The organism is Fontibacterium abundans (SeqCode), from assembly GCF_965235095.1.
Classification (GTDB): domain Bacteria; phylum Pseudomonadota; class Alphaproteobacteria; order Pelagibacterales; family Pelagibacteraceae; genus Fontibacterium; species Fontibacterium abundans.
The window spans coordinates 36,959-58,715 of sequence record NZ_OZ249405.1; the positions used below are offsets into that span (position 1 = coordinate 36,959).

A 21,757-nucleotide genomic window follows, 5' to 3' on the forward strand; every position below is an offset into this window, starting at 1 on the left:
AAAATACTAAATAAAATACACATGACTACGCTATTTCAAAACTTTTTTAAGAAAAAACAACTTAATAGAGTGACCAAAGATTTCCCCGAGATGCCAAGTATTGATGGACTGGAGATTTCAACGATAAGCGCGGGTTTGTATAATACAAATAGAGATGACGTGAGTTTATTTTATTTTCCAGATGGCGCTATATTTTCAGGAGTTTATACAAAGTCTTCAACAAGATCTGTTTGTATTGATTGGAATGTTAAGGCGAATAAAAAAGATATCAGAGCTTTATTAGTTAACACTAGAAATGCTAATGCATATACAGGCAAACAAGGATTAAATAGTATTATCGAATTATCAAAGTTTTTTTTAGATAAGAAAAAAATTTCAAACAAACAAATTTTATTCGCATCTACAGGTGTTATTGGTCAACCATTTCCGCTTGCTAAAGTTAAGAACGCTCTTCCAAATCTAATCGAAAAATTAAAAAGACCTATAAAATTAACTTGGATTAAGCAGGCCTTATCAATTATGACCACAGATACATTTGGAAAAATGAGCTGCGCAGTGGTTCAAACCAATAAAGATTTTATAAATATAGCAGGTATTGCAAAAGGCTCAGGAATGATAGCGCCAAATATGGCAACGATGTTTGGTTTTATCTTTACTGACGCAAATATTTCCCAAGAGGTTCTAAATAAAATGTTGAAAAGAAATACTGAAAATACATTTAATGCAATTACAGTTGATGGAGACACTTCAACAAACGATATGGTTTTGGTTTTCTCAACTAGAAAAGCTAAGAATAGAATTATTAACGATATAAATTCTAAAACAGCAAAAGATTTCGAAAAGGCACTTTATGAAGTAATGCTGGATCTTTCAAAACAAGTTGTTTTGGATGGGGAGGGAGCTAAAAAATTTCTCACTATAAATGTAACAGGAGCCTCCAATGATAAATTTGCAAAAGAGGTTGCAATGTCTATTGCAAATTCACCGCTTGTAAAAACTGCGCTTGCAGGAAGCGATCCTAATTGGGGTAGAATTTTAATGGCGATTGGCAAGACTAACGAAAGAGTAAAACAAGAAAAAATTGAAATTAAAATTGGAGATTCTTTAATTACAAAATACGGAATGCAGGTGCCAAGCTATGACGAGCAAAAAGTTAAAAACTATATGCTTGGTGATGATATTATTTTTGATGTTAATTTAAATTTAGGCAAAGGAAAATTTACTGCTTATACTTGTGATTTTAATGCAGAGTATATTTCAATTAACGCAGATTATAGATCTTAATTAACCTGTTCCAATAAGAATTCCAGCAGCAAGAACTAACGCTCCTCCAACAACAACTTGAAGCGCTGCTCTAAAGAATGGAGCTTCCATATATTTATTTTGAATCCAAACAATTGCCCATAGTTCAAAGAATACGACAATCATTGCAATAATAGTTGCTGTCCAAAAATGCGGTATTAAATATGGCAGTGCATGTCCTAATCCACCGACCGCAGTCATTATTCCACATGCAAGCCCACGTTTTACAGGAGAGCCTCTTCCTGAAATTACTCCATCGTCAGATACAGCCTCAGTTAATCCCATAGATATTCCGGCACCAACTGATGCTGCAAGACCCACGATAAAAGTTGTCCAAGTATTTTGTGTTGCAAACGCTGTTGCAAAGATTGGGGCTAATGTTGAAACGGAGCCATCCATTAACCCAGCTAAACCGGGTTGCACCCATGTTAAAATAAATTGTCTTTTAGAAGTTCTCGCTTCAATTTCTTTTGCATCACCACTTGCGTGCGATTCTATTAATTTATCTACAACAGAAGTATGTCCTGCTTCAGCTGCTGCAAGATCACCAAGTAATTTTCTAGTTCCGGCATCAGTAGTTGCTTGAGCTGCCCTCATATAAAAATTATAAGCATCTCTTTCCATCATTTCAGATTCTAATCTAATCCTATCAACGCTTAAATTTTTTATTAGCCATGTTGGTTTTCGTGCATAAAAACCTGAAACGTGCTCTCTTCTTATAAGAGGAATGTTATCACCAAATCTAGATTGAAATTTATTAATTAGAACTTTTCTATGACCATCTTCAACTTTTGCCATATCTAAAAATATCTTCGAAGAATCTGGATAATCTTTTTTTAAATGTTCAGCATAGTTTCTATAGATAGAAGCATCATCTTCTTCTGAAGAAATAGCTAAAGCTAATATTTCTTTTTCAGATAAATCACTGAACTTTTTTCTGTAACTAAAGCCTGGGATCATTAATATTATATACTAATTTTATTTATAAAATTAATAAATTAGATTATCTTTAGTTCGCGTAAGCCCGCATAGAGTTCTTTTGCGCCTTCGTAACCAAAATAAATTGAAAGTAATAGTAACAAAATACTAGAAATTCTAAAAAAAATTCCTATCGGAAGGATTTTAGTAACTTTATTTAAACCAAAATAAACAAAAACTAGAGCTAAAATTCCGCTCAAAGCTCCTGCAATAACTGGTAATGTACTATAAATTGTAGATGTAAAAAGAGCGGCATAAAATAGAACTATTTCAAAACCTTCACGAATAATTGCAAAAAACACTGTAAGCGACAATAAGAATGGATTTCCAGTTGCAATTGCCTTGTCTACTTGACCCTCAACATGCTTTTTAGCAGTGTGACTAAAGTAAGCAACATATGCCAGCATTCCCGATGCTATTATCATAACTGAACCTTCAAATAATTCTTCATGAGCGTGAGTTACTGCTGCAATTTTTTTTACAGCTAATGCAGTTAGTAAAGAAACTATAACACCAGCTATTAATCCCCAAATAACGGCAGGACGTTGATGTCTTGCATTCATTTTGTCTAAATAAGTAAATACTAATACGCAAATTAACAAAGCTTCGAAGCCTTCACGAAAAAGGATAAAAAAAGAGCTTAAATATGGGCTTAAAGATTCAATCATTTTAGGAAGTTGATGATTATTTGTTCATAGAATTAATGTCAATATAAAACAGCAAGGCAGAAGTATCAATTCCTAGTATTTTAATAGGAATAGTTATTAATTTTCAAATAAAAAATTAAATTTAAACTCAAATTGTCGCACAATTTATTTAAAATTTAGGTGAGAAATATTATTTAAGTATTAAAAAATATTATCTTCTTTGTCTTTAAGATCAGTCAAATGATACTCTAAAGCACGAGCAGACATTTGAACTTCGATTACAAATAAAATAATTGCAATTCCAAATAAAACAACTGCTATTCCAAAGCAGTTTAATGAAATATCTGGTTTATTAATGTAACCAAAAAAAATAGTTAATAAGTTTGAGAATAACGCAATCCCCGAAAGAGTTTGGATTAGTTTAATAAGTTTTATTCTGTAAGTTAAAGTTTTTATTTGAGCAATATATCTTCTGCCCATAACATCTTTTGTATCTATTTTTTTTTTCAATAATTTCAGCATGAATTTTTCTAATTAATGCAGCACAGCTATTATAACGATGAGTAAAATTAGTCATCATTAATGGTATGGCTGGAAATAGTAAGGCTGGGTAGATAATGAAGCTTTCCATTTAAATATTAAAAATAATAATTTTTAAATATCTGTAAAAGTTCCTGTTCTAGGGTCTTTTTTTAACGCTCTAATTTGATTTTGTTTTTTACTGCGTGAATAAAGAAAAAGCATTGCAGCAATTAAAAAAACTATTAAAGTAATTAAATATTTAGTCATTATTTAGTAAGTTAAATTCTAATTATGACTATTCGAAGTCAACTACTAGACTAATATAATGCAAGTAAGATCGATAATTTTTGTATGTCTTTTAAGCATAACAAGCTTTTTTCCTGCTTTTGCAAATGAGCAAAAAATTATTAAAGATTTAAAAGAGGGTGGAAAATTAATTCTTATTCGACATTCAGACGCACCAGGAACAGGTGATCCTGCAAATTTTAATTTAAATGATTGCAAAACCCAACGAAATTTATCAGCAGAAGGTATCGAACAAGCAAAAAGATTAGGTGAATTTTTTAAAAAAAATAATATTTCTTTTGAAAAAGTTTACTCATCTGAATATTGTCGATGCAAAGATACAGCAAGAAACGCATTTAAAGATTTTGAAACTTTTTCAGGATTAAATTCTACCTTTGCGGATCCGAGTAAAACACCTGCATATATGAAGAAAACTAAAGAATTTATTGAAAAATTAGATAAGAATAAAAACTATATTTTTGTTGCTCATCACACAACAATTGAAGGGCTAGCTAGCGCATATGCAAGCTCAGGTGAGATGATCATAGTAGATAGATCTTATAAAGTTATTGGCACCTTCAAAGTTAATTAGCATACCTCACTTTCCAACATTGCATTAGTTAGTTATGCATTTTGAATATAAAATTCTTAAATGAATTGGGAAAAGCTAAAAGCATTTAAAAAAGTCTCTAAAGCTGGGAGTTTTTTAACAGCATCAAAACAAGAGAATAAATCCCAATCAACTTTTTCAAGAGCCGTGATGGATCTTGAGAAAGAAATAAATGAAAAACTTTTTAATAGAACGAGCAAAGGAGTCATGCCAACTTTGCATGGCAGCACACTTTTAAATTTAGTTGATGATTTTTCTAATAAATTAAATCAATTTAAGAACAATATCAGAAAAAATTAATTTTTTTTGGTTATGCATTCCGATCATATCTGAATCATTGAATGGTCATTTCATTTTAGAAAAAAACTTTGTTACTCCATTGTTAATTAACACAAACAGAAACAGGGAGTATTATGAAACTAATAACTGCGATCATAAAACCTGAACAAGCAGATAATGTTAAGAAAGCTCTTAACAAAATTGGCGTTGTTGGGTTGACGATGACAGATGTCAAAGGATATGGCAGGCAGAAGGGTCATACAGAATTTTATCGAGGTTCTGAATATGAAGTTGCCTTTCTTCCTAAAACAAAACTAGAAATAGCGGTCTCAAATAAGAAATATAAAAATGCTTTAGAGACTATTCTTAAAACTGCGAAAACTGGAAAAATTGGTGATGGAAAAATTTTCGTAACTAATTTGAGCCAAGTTATTCGTGTTCGAACAGGTGAAAAAGGAGATAAAGCAATATGATTAAAATAATGTCAAAGATTTCATTGTTTTTAATAATCTTACTACAATCAAGTCTAGCTTTTGCTCAAGCTAAGCCAGTCTTGAATCCAGGAGATGCTTCGTGGATGCTTACTAGTACAGCGCTTGTACTATTAATGACTATTCCAGGACTTGCTCTTTTTTATGGTGGTTTAGTAGGTAAGAAAAATATCGTCTCAACAATTAGTCAATCATTTATGATTACATGTGTTGTAACGTTGGTGTGGTTTATTTGTGGATACTCACTTACGTTTGGAGAAGGAAATTTATTTATCGGTGACTTTTCAAAAACTTTCTTAAAAGGAGTAGAAGTTGCTGGTTTAACCTTAACAATTCCTGAGACAGTGTTTGTTTGTTATCAATTAACTTTTGCAATTATTACAGTTGCACTGATTTGCGGTTCTATAGTTGAGCGTATAAACTTTGGGGCTCTATTTATATTTGTAATATTGTGGAGCATCTTGGTTTATGCACCAGTTGGACACATGGTTTGGGGAGGTGGTTACCTTTCTAAAATGGGTGTTTTAGATTTTGCTGGCGGAACGGTTGTTCACATTAATTCGGGAATTGCCGGTTTAGTTGCTGCACTAGTTATCGGAAAACGAAAATCAAAAGCTCGTCCGCATAACGTTGCACTAACAATGATAGGAGCTTCTATGCTCTGGGTGGGTTGGTTTGGTTTTAATGCTGGTTCAGCAGTTGCTGCAAATGGAAGTGCTGGAATGGCGATGCTTGTAACTCAAATTGCTGCAGCAAGCGCTGGTATTGCTTGGATGTTAGCAGAGTGGTTTTCGGGTGAGAAAAAACCAAGTCTTCTTGGATTGTGTTCTGGTGCAGTTGCGGGTCTAGTTGCGATTACCCCAGCAGCAGGATTTGTTAATCCAATGGGTGCATTTTTAATTGGATTAATCTCTGGCGTTTTATGTTTCCTAGCTTGCACAAAATTAAAGAGTGCACTTGGTTATGATGATGCTTTAGACGTTTTTGGTATTCATGCTTTTGGTGGCGCTGTTGGTGCAGTGTTGACAGGCGTGTTTGCTACAAAAGCAATTGGAGGAGTTGAAGGCGGATTTGATCAAGTTAAATTACAATTATTAGGTGTTGGTGTAACAGTACTTTATACGACTGTTGTAACTTTCATTATTTTAAAAGTTGTAAATTTAATTACACCATTACGAGCTTCTGATGCTCAAGAGAGAGATGGTTTAGACCTTTCTCAGCATGGAGAACAAATAAGCTAAGTTATAACCCCTTTATAAACTTACTTAAATAATTGGGCCTAGATTTTAATCTAGGCCCTTTTTATTTAAATTTCGATAACTCCACCTATTTCAATAGTTCGATCTTTAGGAATTTTGTAGTATTCCGTAGCTCCAAGCATAGTTCGATGCATTAAAATAAATAATCTTGAAAAAATATTTGAATTTTTGCTAACAACTTTTACTTTTCCAATAAAGAACGAAGTGTCTAGCATGCTAAATTTAAATTCTGTTGCTCTAATCAGGGCTAGGACTCTTGGGATATTTGGCTCTTCCTGGAAACCATATCTTACAATGATGTTATAAAAATTATTGGAATAATGTTTAATTATTACTCTTTCATCATCTCGAAGTTTTGGAAAGTTCGTGGAACTTAAATGCATGAATACGATGCGTTTATGAAGTACTTGATTATGTTTTAAATTATTAATTAATGCCATAGGAATTACCTCAATATTGGGTACAAAAAATATTGCCGTACCTGGAACTCTTTTGGGTGGATTTTTTTTAATTTGTGATAAAAAATTTTTAATTTTTATTGATCCATTCCAACGAGCTTTAAGCATTCTTTCTCTTCCACTAATCCAACTCAACATCATAAATAAGACTATTAGAGCTATAATAATTGTAATCCATCCCCCTTGAAAAAATTTTGACAAAGTAGCAGAGAAAAATACAAGATCCAGAATTAAAAAAATTAAAAAAACTGGTATAAAAATTAATTTATTCCAACCTCTAACAAAAATAAGCAAGAATGTTGCAAGAATGGTATCAATCAACATCGATCCAGTAACAGCCGTTCCGTATGCTGCAGCTAGATTTGCCGAACTTTTAAAACTTAATATCAGTAAAACAACCCCAACAAATAAAAATATATTAATTTTAGATAAATATACCTCTCTATATTCATTTGTTGAGGTATGTTTAATTAAAAGTCTTGGAATATAACCTAACTGAACCGCTTGATTGGCTATTGAAAAAACTCCTGAAATCACCGCTTGTGATGCAATAATAGTTGCGCAGGTAGCTAAAATAATCAGAGGAATTAATGCCCAGTCTGGTCCTAACCTAAAGAATGGGTTATCGATTGTACTTGGATCAGAAATTAATAATGCCCCTTGTCCAAAGTAATTTAGTAGTAGTGCAGGAAAAACTATTATTAGCCAAGCTGTTTGAATCGGTCTTCTTCCAAAAAAACCCATATCCGAATAAAGAGCTTCGGCTCCAGTAATTGCAAGTACTACAAAACCTAAAATTATAACTGCAATTCCTTGATGCTTTAGTAAAAAATTAAAACCATAAATAGGATCTAAGGCCTTAAGAATGGTTGGTTTGTTTATAATTTCTAATAATCCTAAACCACCAATTGTTATAAACCAAATTAACATTATAGGTCCAAAAACCGTCCCAACTTTTCCAGTCCCAAATTTTTCAATTCCAAATAAAAGAGAGACCAACACTAATGAAATATAGATAATATAAGGCTCTAATTTAGGTGATAAAATTTTTAATCCCTCGACGGCACTCAAAACAGAGATAGCTGGAGTGATAATACTATTTCCAAAAAATAAAGCTGCACCCATACATCCAAGTATAGTTATGATCCATTTAGTATTTGGTTTTTTTCCAACTTTTCTAATCAAAAGTGCCGTTAGTGCAAATACACCCCCTTCGCCGTGATTGTGGGCGCGCATAATAATAAAGACGTATTTTATGCTAACAACAATAATTAAAGACCAGGTGATTAATGATAATACTCCATAAACGGAACTGATTATTCCTACACCACCTTCTGTAGATGCTTCTATTGATAATTTAAGAACGTAGAGCGGTGATGTACCTATATCTCCAAAGACAACACCAAGAGCCGCTACAATTAAAAGAGGTAAACTTCTAGCATTACCATTTTTATTATTCATGATGGGGCTTTATATATAATTTAATAAATAAGAGTATTTGTTTTGAAAGCTCAAATTATCATTATTCGCCAATATTCAATATATATTAAGAGAAGCTGTTAGCTAAAGACAAGGGATATGACTGTACTATTGTATTATTTGCACTTAAAACGGGAAGACTTAATTTAGAAATTTATAATTTTCCAGTCATGAATATCCAATACAAAATTTTTTCAAAAGGATGTCTTGATGTTATTCCTCTTCTTATACCCGTAGTTCCTTTTGGTGTTATTTTTGGCGTTATCGGAATTGAATCTGGTCTCGGTTCTACAGTGACTTTCTTAATGTCGATTATTATTTTTGCAGGCTCATCCCAACTTGCTTTTGTGCAACTATTTACAGGCGGGGCAACAACTCCAGTTATAGTAAGTTCTGTTGCTATCGTAAATTCACGCCACTTTTTATATAGCGCCGTGATTGCTCAATATTTAACAAAAGTAAAATTATTTTGGAAAATAGTTTTATCTTACTTTTTAACAGACCAGGCTTTTATCGTTTCGCAGAAATATTTCAAACAACAGCCAACAAACAAAGATAGGCATTATCATTTATTAGGATCTGGTTTCACATTGTGGTTTGTGTGGCAACTTTCTACCATTGCCGGAATTGTTTTAGGCGAATTTATACCAAAAGAATTAAATTTAGCATTTGCGGTACCTTTAACTTTTATTTCTTTAATTATTGTAGATATTAAAAAAATTGATCATTTGATTGTTGCAATTACTTCTGGAGTTTTTGCGATTATTTTTTTTAATTTACCCCTTAGAACTTATATTATTGTTGCAGCAGCAGCTGGAATTTTAGTGGCTTACGGATTATCTCACACAAAACTTTATAGAAAATAAAATGATTTGGACTACATTAATACTTGCTGGTCTTGTTACTTTTTTTACTCGTTTCTCAATGATTGCATTACTAAAGAAAGACTACTTTAGTCCAAGAGTAAAAATAGTTTTAAGTTATGTACCAAGTGCAGTTTTTCCAGCAATTATTTTTCCAGCTGTATTTTTAAATTCAACAGGACAATTAGTATTTTTAGATAATCCAAAAGTTTTAGCGGCACTGGCTGCAGTGCTGGTTGGTTATTTAACAGAAAGTGTGATAGCAACAATTTTGTCAGGTCTTGGAGTTTTGTGGTTGTTAATCTTTTTTATTTAATCTAATGCTACGCGCTATATTTGTTATTTTCTTTTTTCAGTTATTAGGAGAGGCCTTAAAAAAATTTTTTGAAATGCGAATACCAGGTCCGGTTATAGGACTTATATTTCTTCTTATTGCATTAATATTTTTAAAACGATTTAAAACGAGAGCCGTTAATCAATTAAAAAATGACGTGTTGAACACTTCAAATTATATTTTAAGTTATCTATCACTTTTATTTGTGCCCATAGGAGTTGGGGTTGTGATGCATCTTTCATATTTAGAAAATAATTTATTTAAAGTTTTAATTATCGTTTTTATCTCAACAGTTTTAACCATCGGCTTGACCGCTTTTTTAATGGAGAAAATTAATAAACGAATTAATAAGAAATGATTCAAAAAGACAAACTTTATAGTATCTGGGTTTATTTACAGGCAGAACCTTTATTTTGGTTAACACTGACTATCGGCTCTTATTTAATAGGCGATTATCTTTATAAAAAATCTAAACTATTTCCACTCGTTAACCCAGTTGCAATCTCAATTTTAATTATTTCATTAGTATTAATTAATTTAGATATTTCCTACGAGAGATATTTTGATGGTGCTAAATTTATTCATTTTATGTTGGGACCTGCAACAGTTGCGCTTGCAATTCCAATTTATAAACAATTTAAAGTAATACAAAAAGAGGCGTTTAGTATTTCAGTTTCACTCGTTGTCGGTAGTTTATTTGCAATCATTTCTACATTTTCTTTGTGTAAAATTTTTAAAATAGACGATCAGGTTTTATTTAGTATGCTACCAAGAAGTGCAACCGCACCTATTGCTATGGGTATTTCAGATTTAATTGGTGGAATTCCATCATTGACTGCAATTATAACAATTATAACTGGAATTATGGGCGCATCCTTTGGAACTTTTGCTTTAGATTTTTTAAAATTAAAAGACATGTCAGCACGTGGATTTGGACTTGGTCTTGCATCGCATGGAATTGGAACTGCAAGAGCTATGAGTAGGAATGAAACCGCAGGTGTTTTTGCAGCATTAGCACTTGGTTTAAATGGTATTGCAACTGCAATATTAGTTCCATTATTATTTAAGTTATTAAATATTTTTTAATAATGAATTTAAAAAATACTTCAGACAGTTACGGTTTTATAAGCAAAAGTTTTCATTGGATTTTAGCAATTTTACTTTTATCAAATTTTTTTCTTGGTTTTATTATGGTAGAACTTGAAAGAGGACCATTAAAATCATCTATTTATGGTTTTCATAAGTCTACAGGAATTTTATTACTTAGTTTTATTATTTTAAGATTATTTTGGAGATCAATTAATATTACCCCTATCCCAGTCGCAAATAATAAACTTTTAAATAGACTTGCAAAGTCCATGCATCTTTTTTTTTATTTTATCGTATTTATGATTACATTAAGTGGTTGGACATATTCTACCGCAAGAGTTGGACCAGTTGAAGTTTTTGGACTATTTTATATACCTGCAATTGTTGGAATAAATGATCAAGTTGGAAGAATTGCAAAAGAAATACACATATATTCAGTTTATCTATTTATTGCCTTTGTCATTCTGCATGTTCTTGCAAGCATTTATCATCATTTTTTTTTGAAAGACCGGACGTTAAAAAGGATGTGGTATTAAATAATACCCATATTAGCTAAGTTTTTTCAATCCTATTGCTTTTTTAAAATATGATATTAACATTACTTTATATGGCTACTTATGAATGTCCAAAGTGTAAAATGTCTGCAAATATAACTTGTGGAAAATGTAACGCAGCTCTTAATGACGCTTCATTAAAATTAGATGGCGGCCAAAAAGTTCAAATTAGCGAATGTCCAAATGGTCATGGAAAGATTAAAAGTCCATTGTGCTGTGGCCAAGACATGAGTTGTTCCACTTCTTAATAAATTTAAGCTGATTTTACATAAATATTTTGTGTTTATTATTTATAAGCTTTTATTTAATAAATAATAATTAATATGAGACAAGTTTACATAAACGGAGAATTTAAAAAAGAAGACGAAGCGAAAGTGTCGATCTTTGATAGAGGTCTTTTATTTTCAGATTCTTTATATGAAGTAACAACAGTTATTAACGGTAAGTTAATAGATTTTAACAATCATATGAAACGATTGGATCGTTCTATGACTGAATTAAAATTTAAAAAACTACTAAATCATCTTGATATTTTAATATTTCATAGAAAGTTAATTGAACTAAATAATTTAAAAGAGGGCATGATTTATTTGCAAGTAACCAGAGGCGTTGCAGATAGAAGTTTTGATATGCCAAAGGATAAAATTGAACCAACAGTTCTTGCGTTCACTCAAGAGAAAAAAATTATTGATTCAGAATCTGCAAAGAATGGAATTAAAGTAATGACCCTCGATGATATGAGATGGAAACTTTGCGATATTAAAACGACGCAATTACTGTACGCAAGTATGGCAAAAACTGAAGCAACGGAAAAAGGCTTTGATGATGCATGGATGCTTAGAGAGGGTTATATTACCGAAGGCAGTTCCAGCAATGCCTGGATTATTAAAGGTAAAATTATTATGACCAGACAATCTGATAATTTAATTTTAAGTGGAATTACAAGGGATGCAATTTTTAAATGCGCAAAAGATTTAGGTTATGAGGTGGTGACTAAAAATATTACACTACCAGATGCACAGTCAGCTAGTGAAGCATTTATCACATCAGCAACAGCTTTTGTAATGCCTGTTGTAAAAATTAATACCAGTCAAATTGGCGATGGCAAACCTGGAAAATTTGTTACAGCTTTACGTGAAGAATATATTAAACAAGCTTTAGAAAGTTCTATATAAGTTTTAAGACTTCTTAATTGTGCTGGCCCAAAATTTATCTAAAAAATAATACCAAACACCATTAATTATAGGTTCAATAATTGCATCCACCGCAGCAAGTTCTAGTGTCGACCCGGTAATTATTATATTGCAGGTAGCTGCAATTATAATGTGACCTATCGTGTAAATAACTGCTCGACCAATGCTGGACCCAACCAATTGGTTTTTGATGGCGTTAAAAAATCCTTTTTCAATTTCTGACATAGCAAATAATATAGACCTATACTGCAAAAATTCAAGTTGAGCTAAAGATATTAGCTTTAAGAACTGAATAAAAATGATAATTAGTTAAAGAGATGAATATTTCAATTTTATTTACAATTATTTTTCTAATTTTTTACTTAATACTTACTATCATTACCATCAAGGAAAGAAGATCGAGCAAAGTTGCTTACGGTGATGATAATAATAAAAAATTAATTAAAGCCATTAGAGCACATGCAAACTTTTTTGAATTTACAGTTTTTTTTATTATTTCTTCATTTCTATTAGAGATCTTAGATGCCAATCAAATCTACGTTTTATTTGTAAATATTGTATTTTTACTAGGAAGAATTTCTCATGCTTACAGCATGTTAAAAGAAAAAACATTATTTAGAGTAATTGGTATGATGGCCACTCTTAATATTTATGCGCTTAATTGTATTTATTTATTATATTTATACGTTCAGTATTTTAATCAATTAGACTAATTTATTCTTTAATATCATTTTTTGGTTTTTGAAATAAATCATTCATTCGTTTAATTCTTCTGCTTGTTGTGTATTCAAACCAAGCCGGATTGATTGCATGAATAAAGGCAGTGAAAAATGACCATAGACATTTAAGGCCAATTTTCATCGCAAAAAACATGTGTTCAAAGTAGCCTTTGTTAGCAAGTTCTAAATGTCTTTTGATCTTATTGAACATATTCAGTTAATACTCATATTATATACTTAGTGTATCAAATTACACAATTTCAAGTACTCAATAAAAATTTTTATTTCATTAACCAACATTGAAACTGAGAAAATTATAACCATATATTATGTATGGATCTAAATAAATTTACAGAACGATCAAAAGAAATATTAAATTCCGCGCAGGTTTTAGCGATGATGCAAAATCATCAGTTATTGCACCCAGTACATTTATTAAGTGGTATTATCGAAGATGATGATACTGCATCATTATTGCTTGCGCCAGCAGGATTAGATTTAAAATCTATAAAATCATCTATCGAAAAAGAGTTGAAAAAGTTTCCAGCAGTCACTGGTAACACAGCTGGAATTAGTGCATCAAAAGAATTTATTGTTACTATTGAAGAGGCTAAAAAGATTTCAAAACAAAAAGGTGATGAATATGTTCCAGTTGAGAACATACTAGAAGCAATACTTCAAACAGATAAAAACTTATTAAAATTATTACAAAATAGTGGATTTAATTTAAGCAAATTTAAATCTGTACTTGAGACAATGCGTAAAGGTCAAAAAGTAACCAATGCAAACGATGATGCAAATTATGAATCTTTAAAGAAATATACAATTGATATTACGGAAAAAGCGAGAAATGGAAAATTAGATCCGGTGATTGGTCGTGATGAGGAAATTAGACGTGCTATTCAAGTTCTTTCAAGAAGAACTAAAAATAACCCAGTATTAATTGGTGAACCAGGCGTTGGCAAAACGGCCATCGTTGAAGGACTTGCGCTTAGAATTATTAATGATGACGTTCCAGAAAGTTTAAAAGGTAAAAAATTATTAGCATTGGATTTAGGTTTGTTAATTGCAGGTGCAAAATTTAGAGGAGAATTTGAAGAAAGATTAAAAGCAGTTCTTAAAGAGATTACAGCTCAACAAGGCGAGGTGATCGTATTTATTGATGAGATGCACACTTTAGTTGGCGCGGGTGCAGGAGATGGATCTATGGATGCATCGAATATGTTAAAGCCAGCACTTGCAAGAGGAGAGCTGCATTGTATAGGAGCGACAACACTTGCAGAATATAGAAAGTATGTAGAAAAAGATGCAGCGTTAACCAGAAGATTTCAGCCGGTGTTTGTAACGCAGCCGTCTGTTGAAGACACCATTTCAATTCTAAGAGGTCTTAAAGAAAAATATGAAATGCACCATGGAGTACACATTTCAGATAATGCACTTGTTTCAGCTGCCGTACTTTCCAATCGTTATATTACGGACAGATTTTTACCAGATAAAGCAATCGATTTAATGGATGAAGCATCAAGTAAGCTTCGAATGGAAATAGATTCAAAACCGGAAAATATTGATGAGATCGATAGAAAAGCTATCCAGTTTAAAATAGAAAGAGAAGCTTTAAAAAAAGAAGACGATTCACTTTCAAAAATTAGATTAAAAGAACTTAATGAAAAAATTGCTGAATTAGATAAAAAGTCAGCATCTCTTACAGAAGTGTGGGCAAAAGAAAAAAATCAAATTCAATCTGTTCAAAAAATTAAAGAAGAAATTGAACGTAATAGAGTTTTGTTAAATAATTATCAAAAGAAAGGTGACCTTACAAAAGCAAGCGAAATTATGTATGGCAAACTTCCTGAATTAGAAAAGAAATTAAAAGAACAGGATAAAGCAGCAGTTGGCCAATATAAAACCCTGAATAAAGAAGTGGGCGAAAATGAAATCGCAGCTGTAGTTTCTAAATGGACAGGAATTCAAATCGATAAATTATTAGAAGGTGAAAGACAAAAAGTTTTATCGATGGAGAAGGTAATTTCAACTAAAGTGATTGGTCAAAAAGAGGCAATCACTTCTGTAAGTAATGCAGTTAGAAGATCAAAAGCTGGAATTCAAGATCCAAATAGACCAATTGGTTCATTCCTTTTCCTAGGACCTACAGGAGTTGGTAAAACTGAATTAAGCAAAGCGCTTGCATCATTCTTATTCGACGACCAAAATGCAATGATCAGAATTGATATGTCGGAGTATATGGAAAAACACTCTGTCAGCAGATTAATTGGAGCCCCTCCAGGATATGTGGGTTACGATCAAGGTGGCGCTTTAACAGAAGCTGTAAGACGTAGACCTTACCAAGTGATTTTATTTGATGAAGTTGAAAAAGCTCATCCAGATGTATTTAATATTTTCCTTCAAATTCTAGATGATGGAAGATTAACAGATGGCCAGGGTAGAGTTGTTGATTTTAAAAATACGATCATTATTTTAACATCCAATCTTGGTTCAGAATTTATTCAAGCCAATAAAAGTGAAAAATTAGATGAAAGAACGAAGGAAAAAGTATTGGAAGTTGTTAAAAAATCTTTCAGACCTGAGTTTGTAAATAGATTAGATGACATCATTGTCTTCGATAGACTTCAAAAAGAAGAGATTAAAGAGATCGTTAAGATCCAAGTAAATAACTTGAAAAATATCTTAAAAGATAAAAACTTAACTTTTTCGATCACTGATAAAGCTTTAGAGTGGTTAGTGGATAAAGGGTTTGACCAAGAATATGGTGCTAGACCCTTAAAAAGAGCGATACAAAAATATATCCAAAATCCAATTGCAAATTTAATCCTGGATATGAAAGATAAAAAATTGGATGCGATTAAAATTGATGTGGATGAAGATCAATTAGTTTTAAATAATAAAGTATTCGCTATTAATTAAAAATCTAAGCCCACAGTAAAAGAAACATATTTATCAGCAGTTTTCTGCTCTTTAAATTCTTTTGATTGAAAATATTGCGTTAGTGTTAATTTTAAATTTTTGTTTCCAGTAATTGGAATTAAAGAATTCACTCCAATTGCAACAAGACCCACAACAGGTTTTTTATGCACGTGATGGTTGCTGCCAAAAATATTACCATCTAAAGAAAAATCATAAGCAACTCCTTTTAATTCTGCGAGTGCAAATAAATGTGCACCTAGTGGAATAGGAAGCATCAATTCCCCTGTATCAGTGCAAGCCTCAGAACTTCCAGATGATGGAGCTGTGTTATCACAACCAGGATAAGATGGAGTACTGCCAAAATCATTTGGAATATTCAGACCATATCTCCCCTCTAAACCAACATTTAAAGATGTTTCAATGTTTCCAAGTCTAAGTCCATAAAATCTTATTAAGTCTTTTGAAATCCCTGGCGTGTAAGTATTTTGCTGAAGATCTGATTTAATTTTTTTCTCAATCAACAACATCACAGCAGGTTCATTGCTTAATTGATTGTCCCAGCCTTGAGCTCTGTAAACATCAAATCTATCATGGGCAAAGTTTTGAGTTTGTCTTGCAAATGAGGCTGGACCTATAATACCAAGGGTTAATTCTTTCGTATCTAAAACTTGCGTACTATCAAATTTATTTCTATGTCTTTCGTTCACACCAACTGCCAATGACAAGATACCAGCATAAGGTCTATCATCTTTAACAACCGTTGGTGTTTTATCATCAACCGGTGTGTACATTAACTGCGAACCATTAAAGTAGATATTTTTTGAATAGTCGTCTTGTTTCTTAAAAAGACCAGCATCTATAAAAGATAGAAGACTGCCGTGTAGACGATTAATAACTGGCAAGCACTCATTCTTTACATCGCCTTTAAAATCATGAGTCACCCCAGATAAAATCACGCCACTTGTGTAATTAGAGTCCTCATTATTAAAGTAATCGTTTTCTATTCTAAAGTTATAGCTTCGAAAGCTTACTTGCTCATCAGGTTTGCAGTTTGCAAATAATGGCGTTGTAAATAAAAAAAAGAATAGAAAAAGTATTGAATGTCGCATCTAAAATTAAATATTTCTTATTGTAAAAAAAATTTAATACACTTTTCACAATTAAGACACAAATAGTTCATGAATTTATTACATTTGGTCTCTATATAAGACGCATGAAAACAAAAATACAAAAAATAAAACTAGCTAACGGAAACCAAAGTTTTCCAACTCTGGCTATGTCTCAGCGAACAGCTGAAGATATAACAGCGATCATAGGTGTAGTAGCTATTGTAGCGGCAGTATTAAGTTTGCCGATTGCAATGTTTGTGCTTACTTATGGATTTGGTAAATAATATGGCTCCGTACTCAAACGACGAATTAGCATTCTTAAATAAGAATAAGGCTTAATTTTTAAGCCTTAAAAGAAAGCTTTTGACTCAGGCTTCTTCTTAAATATTTAAAATCCGATATACTGACGTTTAACTGTCTATGCCAACTCGGTCTAATAGCGTTGAACTATTTATCAAAAAAATCTCTGACTATATGTCGGCAGATTATATTTATGTTGATGTTAACGTTTCGATTTCAGAAACTATTAAAGATTTACAGCAACAAAAAAAATCAACTATTTTAATAAAAAAAGACAATAAGCTTGCAGGTATTATTACCGAGCAAGATATTGTCCGAAAAGTAACTTTTATTTCTGATCCAAGTATAAAAGTTTCAGATCTGATGACATCGCCCGTAATCTTCGTTTACGAGGACGATCTTTTATTCCATGCCGTCGGTAAAATGAGAAAAAATAATCTTCGTCATTTACCAGTGATTAATATGAACTATGAAGTAGTTGGAATTATTCATGCACATAAAGCATTAGCCGCTGAACTTGGCGCAGTTACTCAAGAGATTGATAAGATGACCTTTGATGAATATGATGAACGTAGTTTAATTCAAATTAAAAAACAACAAGTTCATCTTGCAGCAAGATTATTAGATGAAAAAATTTCATCTAACGACATTAGTTATTTATTAAGCTTTTTAAATAACGTTATCTATAGACGCTCCATTAGAATCGCAGAAAAGAAAATAAAAGAAAAAAATATCATTAAAGAAATTCCAAATTTTAGTGTTTTAGTAATGGGATCTGGGGGACGAATGGAAAGTTTCTTACAACCTGATCAAGATAATGGCATTATTTATGAACCTAGCAAAACAGAAGATCCAAAAAAAGTAGATTTATATTTTGAAGAACTCGCAAAAGAATTTACAAAATCTTTAGATACTGCAGGAATTACATTTTGTAAGGGAAATTTAATGGCGACAAATCCTATGTGGAGAAAAAGTTTACCCGAATGGAAAGAGCAGGTGCAAAATTGGATTACTAATTTTAATGAGCAAAATTTAATTTATGTCGACATGCTTTATGATTTTAGATCAGTCTACGGTAAACCCGAACTTGCAGATGAACTTAGAAAATTTATCTTTGATAAGTTAGTTAATAATAAAATTTTAAAATTTTTATTTAAAAATGAAGAAGGTAGACGAGCAGGACTTACATTTTTTGGTGGCTTTAAACTTGAAAAGAACGACAAAGAAAATAAAGGATTATTAAATCTAAAAGGTGCTGGAACGCTCCCCCTTGTTGAATCGGTTAGAATTTACTCAATTAAACATCGTGTTAATAAAAACACAACGGCTGCAAGAATTGAGGAGCTGACTAAAAAGAATGTATTTACAAACGACGAGGCTGACTTTTTTCAAAATGCGCATAGATTTTTAACCTACATTCTACTCAAAGATCAGGTGGCATCAGTTAAGGAAGGAAAGCCAATTAAAAGTTTCATTGATCCAAAGAAGCTTTTAGAGCGAGAAAAGGATTTGCTTAAGATGTATTTAAAGAAAATTAACGAACTCAAGATAAGAGTGAGAGGAGATATTAGTGAAGAATATTTTTAATAATATTAAAGCTTATTTTGTAAATATTAATCGACATAAAATGATCACAACTCAAGAATCAATATTTGTTGTTCTTGATACCGAAACTACAGGTCTCGATGTAAATGAAGGACATCGAATTGTATCCATTGCAGCTACTAAAATTAAAAATCTTAAAATTACAAATGAAATTTTAGATGAGCTTGTTAATCCAGAGTGTCAAATATCAGAGCGTTCAATTGAAATTCATCACATCACTCAAGAGCAAGTACAAAATAAACCAGCACTTAAAGAATTAGATTATAAAATTTATAATTTTTTAGAAAAAACTGTGCTGGTTGGTCACAATCTTAATTTTGATATTAAATTTATTATCAAAAGTGCACCTTATACCACGATCGCTCACAGAGTTAAAAACATTGTGACGATTGATACTATTTATCTAGCAGCAGGAATATATCCGCACTTTAATAGTTATGAATTATCATTTTTATGTGAGACTTTAAAAATTCAAACTGAAGATCAAACGCGACACTCAGCTCTTGGAGACTCTGTTATTACCGCAAGATTATTTTTACACTTATTAGAAGAGGCGAGTAAAAAAAATGTAACTACTATCGGTGGCATTTTGCACCTTTGCCAACAAGGAAAACAGATTCAAATTTTAATGAAAGACTTTAATAAAATTCACTAATTAAATCTTTTAATTTTCTCTATTATCGAATCTTTATTCTCGGCCCCCTGCACAGCGACTTGATCATTAAACATTACCAAAGGTGCACCTGTTATTCCCATGGTATAAGCAAGCTGATTTTTTTCTAATATCTCATCTCTTTTTTTCTTAGATTCGAAAGCTTTTTTTATGATTTCTTTTTTTAAACCATTTTTAACACCGATTGTAATAAGATTTTCAGGATCTCCAATGTTACCTGCGGCAATAAAATAAGTTTTGAAAATATTTTCAACAATAGAATTTTGTTCCTTCATTCCTTTGCTAAGATCGATTAAGATATGTGAGAGAATAGTACTTGGAGTTATTTGAATATCATTTAATTTAAAGTTTAATTTTTCAGACTTTGCTTGTTCAGTCATACGATCATACATAGGTTGTGCATTTTCTTTGCTACCGAATTTCATCACTAAATAATCTGATCTCTTAATTCCAGCTAAAGGCATATCAGGGTTGAGCAAAAAAGGAGCATATTCAACTTCAAATTTTCTATCTTTAAATTCTGCTAAAGCGTTAAATAGTCTTTTATGACCGATGTAGCACCAGCCACAAATAGTATCTAAGAAGATCTTAATTTTCATGTTATCAATTTATAATATAAAAATTAACAAACTCGACTCATTAAAAATTAATGGAAAATATTGGTTGGAAATTCGACAACAGCTATACACAATTTTCTCAGAACATGATGTCGAGAATATTGCCAACTAAAGTAAAAAGTCCAAAAATTGTAATTGTAAATTATGAGCTCGCTAAGCAGCTGGGTCTTGATTTTTCTTCATTAAATAACGAAGAGTTAGCACAATTATTTACAGGAAACGAAATTCCAAAAGGATCCGATCCTATTGCGCAGGCTTATGCGGGTCATCAGTTTGGTCATTTAGTTGTTTTAGGAGATGGTCGCGCTATTGTTTTAGGCGAACACATCACTCCAACAAGCCAAAGATACGATATTCAATTTAAAGGTTCAGGCAGAACTCCTTATTCAAGAGGGGGCGATGGTAAAGCTGCACTCGGTCCAATGTTGCGTGAATATATTATTAGTGAGGCCATGTATCATTTAAATATTAGAACAACTCGAAGTCTTGCCGTTGCAACGACGGGAGAAAATGTCATGCGAGAAACGGTGTTGCCAGGCGCTATTTTAACAAGAGTTGCAGAAAGTCATATCCGTGTTGGTACTTTTGAATATGTTGCAATTAAAAAAGATCTCACAACTCTTAAAAAACTTTTACAGTATTCAGTTAACCGTCATTACCCTGAAATAAAAGATTTAGATAAACAAGCGCCAGAATTTTTAAAATTAGTTATGGAAAGACAAATAGATTTAATTACTGATTGGATGCGCGTTGGTTTTATTCATGGTGTAATGAATACCGATAACATGGCAATTTCCGGCGAAAGTATTGATTTTGGACCGTGTGCATTTATGGATCATTATGATCCTAAAACTGTTTTCAGTTCCATCGATCATCATGGTCGATATGCATTTGGGAATCAGCCCATCATTGCACAGTGGAATTTAGCCCGACTTACAGATGCTATTCTGCCTCTTCTTGATGAAGATCAAAATAAAGCAATTGAAGTGGGTGAGGAAATTATTGAAAGCTTTAACGAAAAATATGAAAAAAAATTTCATGAAATGATGAAGAAAAAATTAGGTCTTATTACCGATGAACCTGAAGATGCAGTCTTAATTAAAGAGTTATTAGATGTAATGGAGAAAAATAAATTAGATTACACAAATACTTTTAGAGATTTAATGAATGAAAATATTGCAAATGAAAATCTAAAAGATTTTTATAGTAAATGGAAAATTAGAATTGATAAGCAAAATAGAGACAAACAAGAAGTATTAACTTTAATGAGAAAAAATAATCCTGTGGTGATCCCAAGAAATCATAAAGTAGAAGAGTCTTTAAAAGAAGCGCATAAAGGAAATTTATTATCCTTAAACAATCTTTTGAATGCTCTTAAAGATCCTTATACGGAACGTGGTGACTTGACGCTGTATCAACAGCCAGCTCCAGATAATGAAAAAAAATATAAAACTTTTTGCGGAACTTAG

28 protein-coding genes are annotated in these 21,757 nt (G+C 31.7%); 18 read left to right on the forward strand and 10 right to left on the reverse strand.

The features are described from left to right. The first annotated feature begins 21 nt into the window (after window positions 1-21). On the forward strand, window positions 22-1,284 hold the full coding sequence (gene argJ / locus AC8GER_RS00175) for a bifunctional glutamate N-acetyltransferase/amino-acid acetyltransferase ArgJ (protein ID WP_506597974.1): 1,263 nt from the start codon (window positions 22-24) through the stop codon (window positions 1,282-1,284). Here argJ and mbfA read toward each other — a convergent pair whose 3' ends face one another. The 5 genes from mbfA to AC8GER_RS00200 all read right to left on the reverse strand — a co-directional run bounded on the left by mbfA (window position 1,285) and on the right by AC8GER_RS00200 (window position 3,716). After that, on the reverse strand, window positions 1,285-2,262 hold the full coding sequence (gene mbfA / locus AC8GER_RS00180) for an iron exporter MbfA (RefSeq protein WP_506597975.1): 978 nt from the start codon (window positions 2,260-2,262) through the stop codon (window positions 1,285-1,287). A 38-nt stretch (window positions 2,263-2,300) separates the two neighbouring features. Further along, window positions 2,301-2,948: an FTR1 family iron permease gene (locus AC8GER_RS00185; protein WP_506597976.1), complete on the reverse strand. Its 648-nt coding sequence runs from the start codon at window positions 2,946-2,948 to the stop codon at window positions 2,301-2,303. Between the two features lie 180 nt (window positions 2,949-3,128). After that, complete coding sequence (locus AC8GER_RS00190; RefSeq protein ID WP_506597977.1) at window positions 3,129-3,449, reverse strand: DUF2721 domain-containing protein; 321 nt, start codon at window positions 3,447-3,449, stop codon at window positions 3,129-3,131. Continuing rightward, the gene (locus AC8GER_RS00195; RefSeq protein ID WP_506597978.1) at window positions 3,349-3,558 is read right to left on the reverse strand and encodes a DUF2721 domain-containing protein; all 210 of its coding nucleotides are present in this window, start codon (window positions 3,556-3,558) and stop codon (window positions 3,349-3,351) included. Before AC8GER_RS00195 ends, AC8GER_RS00190 begins: the two co-directional genes overlap by 101 nt. A 23-nt stretch (window positions 3,559-3,581) precedes the next feature. Further along, window positions 3,582-3,716: a hypothetical protein gene (locus AC8GER_RS00200; protein WP_506597979.1), complete on the reverse strand. Its 135-nt coding sequence runs from the start codon at window positions 3,714-3,716 to the stop codon at window positions 3,582-3,584. Between the two features lie 58 nt (window positions 3,717-3,774). Here AC8GER_RS00200 and AC8GER_RS00205 point away from each other — a divergent pair, with 58 nt between their 5' ends. From AC8GER_RS00205 to AC8GER_RS00220, 4 genes are all read left to right on the forward strand, one after another. Next, a complete protein-coding gene (locus AC8GER_RS00205) occupies window positions 3,775-4,326 on the forward strand; it encodes a histidine phosphatase family protein (RefSeq protein ID WP_506597980.1) in 552 nt (183 codons plus the stop codon). Window positions 4,327-4,386: 60 nt separating this feature from the next. After that, window positions 4,387-4,644 (forward strand): LysR family transcriptional regulator, encoded by a 258-nt coding sequence (locus AC8GER_RS00210; protein WP_506597981.1) that lies wholly within the window; start codon window positions 4,387-4,389, stop codon window positions 4,642-4,644. A gap of 113 nt (window positions 4,645-4,757) precedes the next feature. Next, a complete protein-coding gene (locus AC8GER_RS00215; protein WP_029167162.1) occupies window positions 4,758-5,096 on the forward strand; it encodes a P-II family nitrogen regulator in 339 nt (112 codons plus the stop codon). Further along, window positions 5,093-6,355 (forward strand): ammonium transporter, encoded by a 1,263-nt coding sequence (locus AC8GER_RS00220; RefSeq protein ID WP_506597982.1) that lies wholly within the window; start codon window positions 5,093-5,095, stop codon window positions 6,353-6,355. The genes AC8GER_RS00215 and AC8GER_RS00220 overlap by 4 nt, the downstream gene beginning before the upstream one ends. Before the next feature lie 65 nt (window positions 6,356-6,420). Here the strand turns inward: AC8GER_RS00220 and AC8GER_RS00225 are convergent, their stop codons facing one another. Next, window positions 6,421-8,292 carry a potassium transporter Kup gene (locus tag AC8GER_RS00225; protein WP_506597983.1) on the reverse strand — a complete coding sequence of 624 codons (1,872 nt, stop codon included), beginning with the start codon at window positions 8,290-8,292 and terminating at the stop codon, window positions 6,421-6,423. Between the two features lie 188 nt (window positions 8,293-8,480). Between AC8GER_RS00225 and AC8GER_RS00230 the strand changes: the two genes are divergently transcribed. The 7 genes from AC8GER_RS00230 to AC8GER_RS00260 all read left to right on the forward strand — a co-directional run bounded on the left by AC8GER_RS00230 (window position 8,481) and on the right by AC8GER_RS00260 (window position 12,325). Continuing rightward, a complete protein-coding gene (locus tag AC8GER_RS00230) occupies window positions 8,481-9,176 on the forward strand; it encodes a branched-chain amino acid transporter AzlC (protein ID WP_017971377.1) in 696 nt (231 codons plus the stop codon). 1 nt (window position 9,177) lies between these two features. Further along, window positions 9,178-9,489 carry an AzlD domain-containing protein gene (locus tag AC8GER_RS00235; protein WP_017971376.1) on the forward strand — a complete coding sequence of 104 codons (312 nt, stop codon included), beginning with the start codon at window positions 9,178-9,180 and terminating at the stop codon, window positions 9,487-9,489. 4 nt (window positions 9,490-9,493) lie between these two features. Then, window positions 9,494-9,865 carry a CidA/LrgA family protein gene (locus AC8GER_RS00240; RefSeq protein ID WP_506597984.1) on the forward strand — a complete coding sequence of 124 codons (372 nt, stop codon included), beginning with the start codon at window positions 9,494-9,496 and terminating at the stop codon, window positions 9,863-9,865. Next, window positions 9,862-10,593 (forward strand): LrgB family protein, encoded by a 732-nt coding sequence (locus AC8GER_RS00245; protein ID WP_506597985.1) that lies wholly within the window; start codon window positions 9,862-9,864, stop codon window positions 10,591-10,593. Before AC8GER_RS00240 ends, AC8GER_RS00245 begins: the two co-directional genes overlap by 4 nt. Before the next feature lie 2 nt (window positions 10,594-10,595). Then, window positions 10,596-11,132: a cytochrome b gene (locus tag AC8GER_RS00250; RefSeq protein ID WP_506597986.1), complete on the forward strand. Its 537-nt coding sequence runs from the start codon at window positions 10,596-10,598 to the stop codon at window positions 11,130-11,132. Between the two features lie 71 nt (window positions 11,133-11,203). After that, window positions 11,204-11,398 carry a hypothetical protein gene (locus AC8GER_RS00255; RefSeq protein WP_506598500.1) on the forward strand — a complete coding sequence of 65 codons (195 nt, stop codon included), beginning with the start codon at window positions 11,204-11,206 and terminating at the stop codon, window positions 11,396-11,398. A 75-nt stretch (window positions 11,399-11,473) separates the two neighbouring features. After that, window positions 11,474-12,325 (forward strand): D-amino acid aminotransferase, encoded by an 852-nt coding sequence (locus AC8GER_RS00260; RefSeq protein ID WP_506597987.1) that lies wholly within the window; start codon window positions 11,474-11,476, stop codon window positions 12,323-12,325. Between the two features lie 3 nt (window positions 12,326-12,328). Here the strand turns inward: AC8GER_RS00260 and AC8GER_RS00265 are convergent, their stop codons facing one another. Next, entirely contained in the window at window positions 12,329-12,568 is a 240-nt protein-coding gene (locus tag AC8GER_RS00265) for a DUF2061 domain-containing protein (RefSeq protein WP_506597988.1), read from the reverse strand. A 92-nt stretch (window positions 12,569-12,660) separates the two neighbouring features. On the opposite strand from AC8GER_RS00265, the gene AC8GER_RS00270 reads away from it, so the two are divergent. After that, a complete protein-coding gene (locus AC8GER_RS00270) occupies window positions 12,661-13,056 on the forward strand; it encodes an MAPEG family protein (protein WP_029167155.1) in 396 nt (131 codons plus the stop codon). Between the two features lies 1 nt (window position 13,057). Here AC8GER_RS00270 and AC8GER_RS00275 read toward each other — a convergent pair whose 3' ends face one another. After that, window positions 13,058-13,273, reverse strand: coding sequence for a DUF6356 family protein (locus AC8GER_RS00275; RefSeq protein WP_506597989.1), 216 nt, complete (start codon window positions 13,271-13,273; stop codon window positions 13,058-13,060). Window positions 13,274-13,395: 122 nt separating this feature from the next. Here AC8GER_RS00275 and clpB point away from each other — a divergent pair, with 122 nt between their 5' ends. Next, entirely contained in the window at window positions 13,396-15,984 is a 2,589-nt protein-coding gene (gene clpB, locus AC8GER_RS00280) for an ATP-dependent chaperone ClpB (protein ID WP_506597990.1), read from the forward strand. Here the strand turns inward: clpB and AC8GER_RS00285 are convergent. Next, window positions 15,981-17,093, reverse strand: a complete 1,113-nt coding sequence (locus tag AC8GER_RS00285) for a lipid A deacylase LpxR family protein (RefSeq protein ID WP_506597991.1) — start codon at window positions 17,091-17,093, stop codon at window positions 15,981-15,983. The genes clpB and AC8GER_RS00285 overlap by 4 nt on opposite strands. Before the next feature lie 104 nt (window positions 17,094-17,197). Here AC8GER_RS00285 and AC8GER_RS00290 point away from each other — a divergent pair, with 104 nt between their 5' ends. From AC8GER_RS00290 to AC8GER_RS00300, 3 genes are all read left to right on the forward strand, one after another. Further along, the gene (locus tag AC8GER_RS00290) at window positions 17,198-17,377 is read left to right on the forward strand and encodes a hypothetical protein (RefSeq protein WP_506597992.1); all 180 of its coding nucleotides are present in this window, start codon (window positions 17,198-17,200) and stop codon (window positions 17,375-17,377) included. 190 nt (window positions 17,378-17,567) lie between these two features. Further along, window positions 17,568-18,980 carry a DUF294 nucleotidyltransferase-like domain-containing protein gene (locus AC8GER_RS00295; RefSeq protein WP_506597993.1) on the forward strand — a complete coding sequence of 471 codons (1,413 nt, stop codon included), beginning with the start codon at window positions 17,568-17,570 and terminating at the stop codon, window positions 18,978-18,980. After that, window positions 18,964-19,653: a 3'-5' exonuclease gene (locus AC8GER_RS00300; protein WP_506597994.1), complete on the forward strand. Its 690-nt coding sequence runs from the start codon at window positions 18,964-18,966 to the stop codon at window positions 19,651-19,653. The genes AC8GER_RS00295 and AC8GER_RS00300 overlap by 17 nt, the downstream gene beginning before the upstream one ends. On the opposite strand, the gene AC8GER_RS00305 is transcribed toward AC8GER_RS00300, so the two are convergent. Beyond that, complete coding sequence (locus AC8GER_RS00305; RefSeq protein ID WP_506597995.1) at window positions 19,650-20,270, reverse strand: DsbA family oxidoreductase; 621 nt, start codon at window positions 20,268-20,270, stop codon at window positions 19,650-19,652. The two genes, AC8GER_RS00300 and AC8GER_RS00305, sit on opposite strands and share 4 nt — an antisense overlap. Before the next feature lie 50 nt (window positions 20,271-20,320). Here AC8GER_RS00305 and AC8GER_RS00310 point away from each other — a divergent pair, with 50 nt between their 5' ends. Next, a complete protein-coding gene (locus AC8GER_RS00310; protein WP_506597996.1) occupies window positions 20,321-21,757 on the forward strand; it encodes a protein adenylyltransferase SelO in 1,437 nt (478 codons plus the stop codon).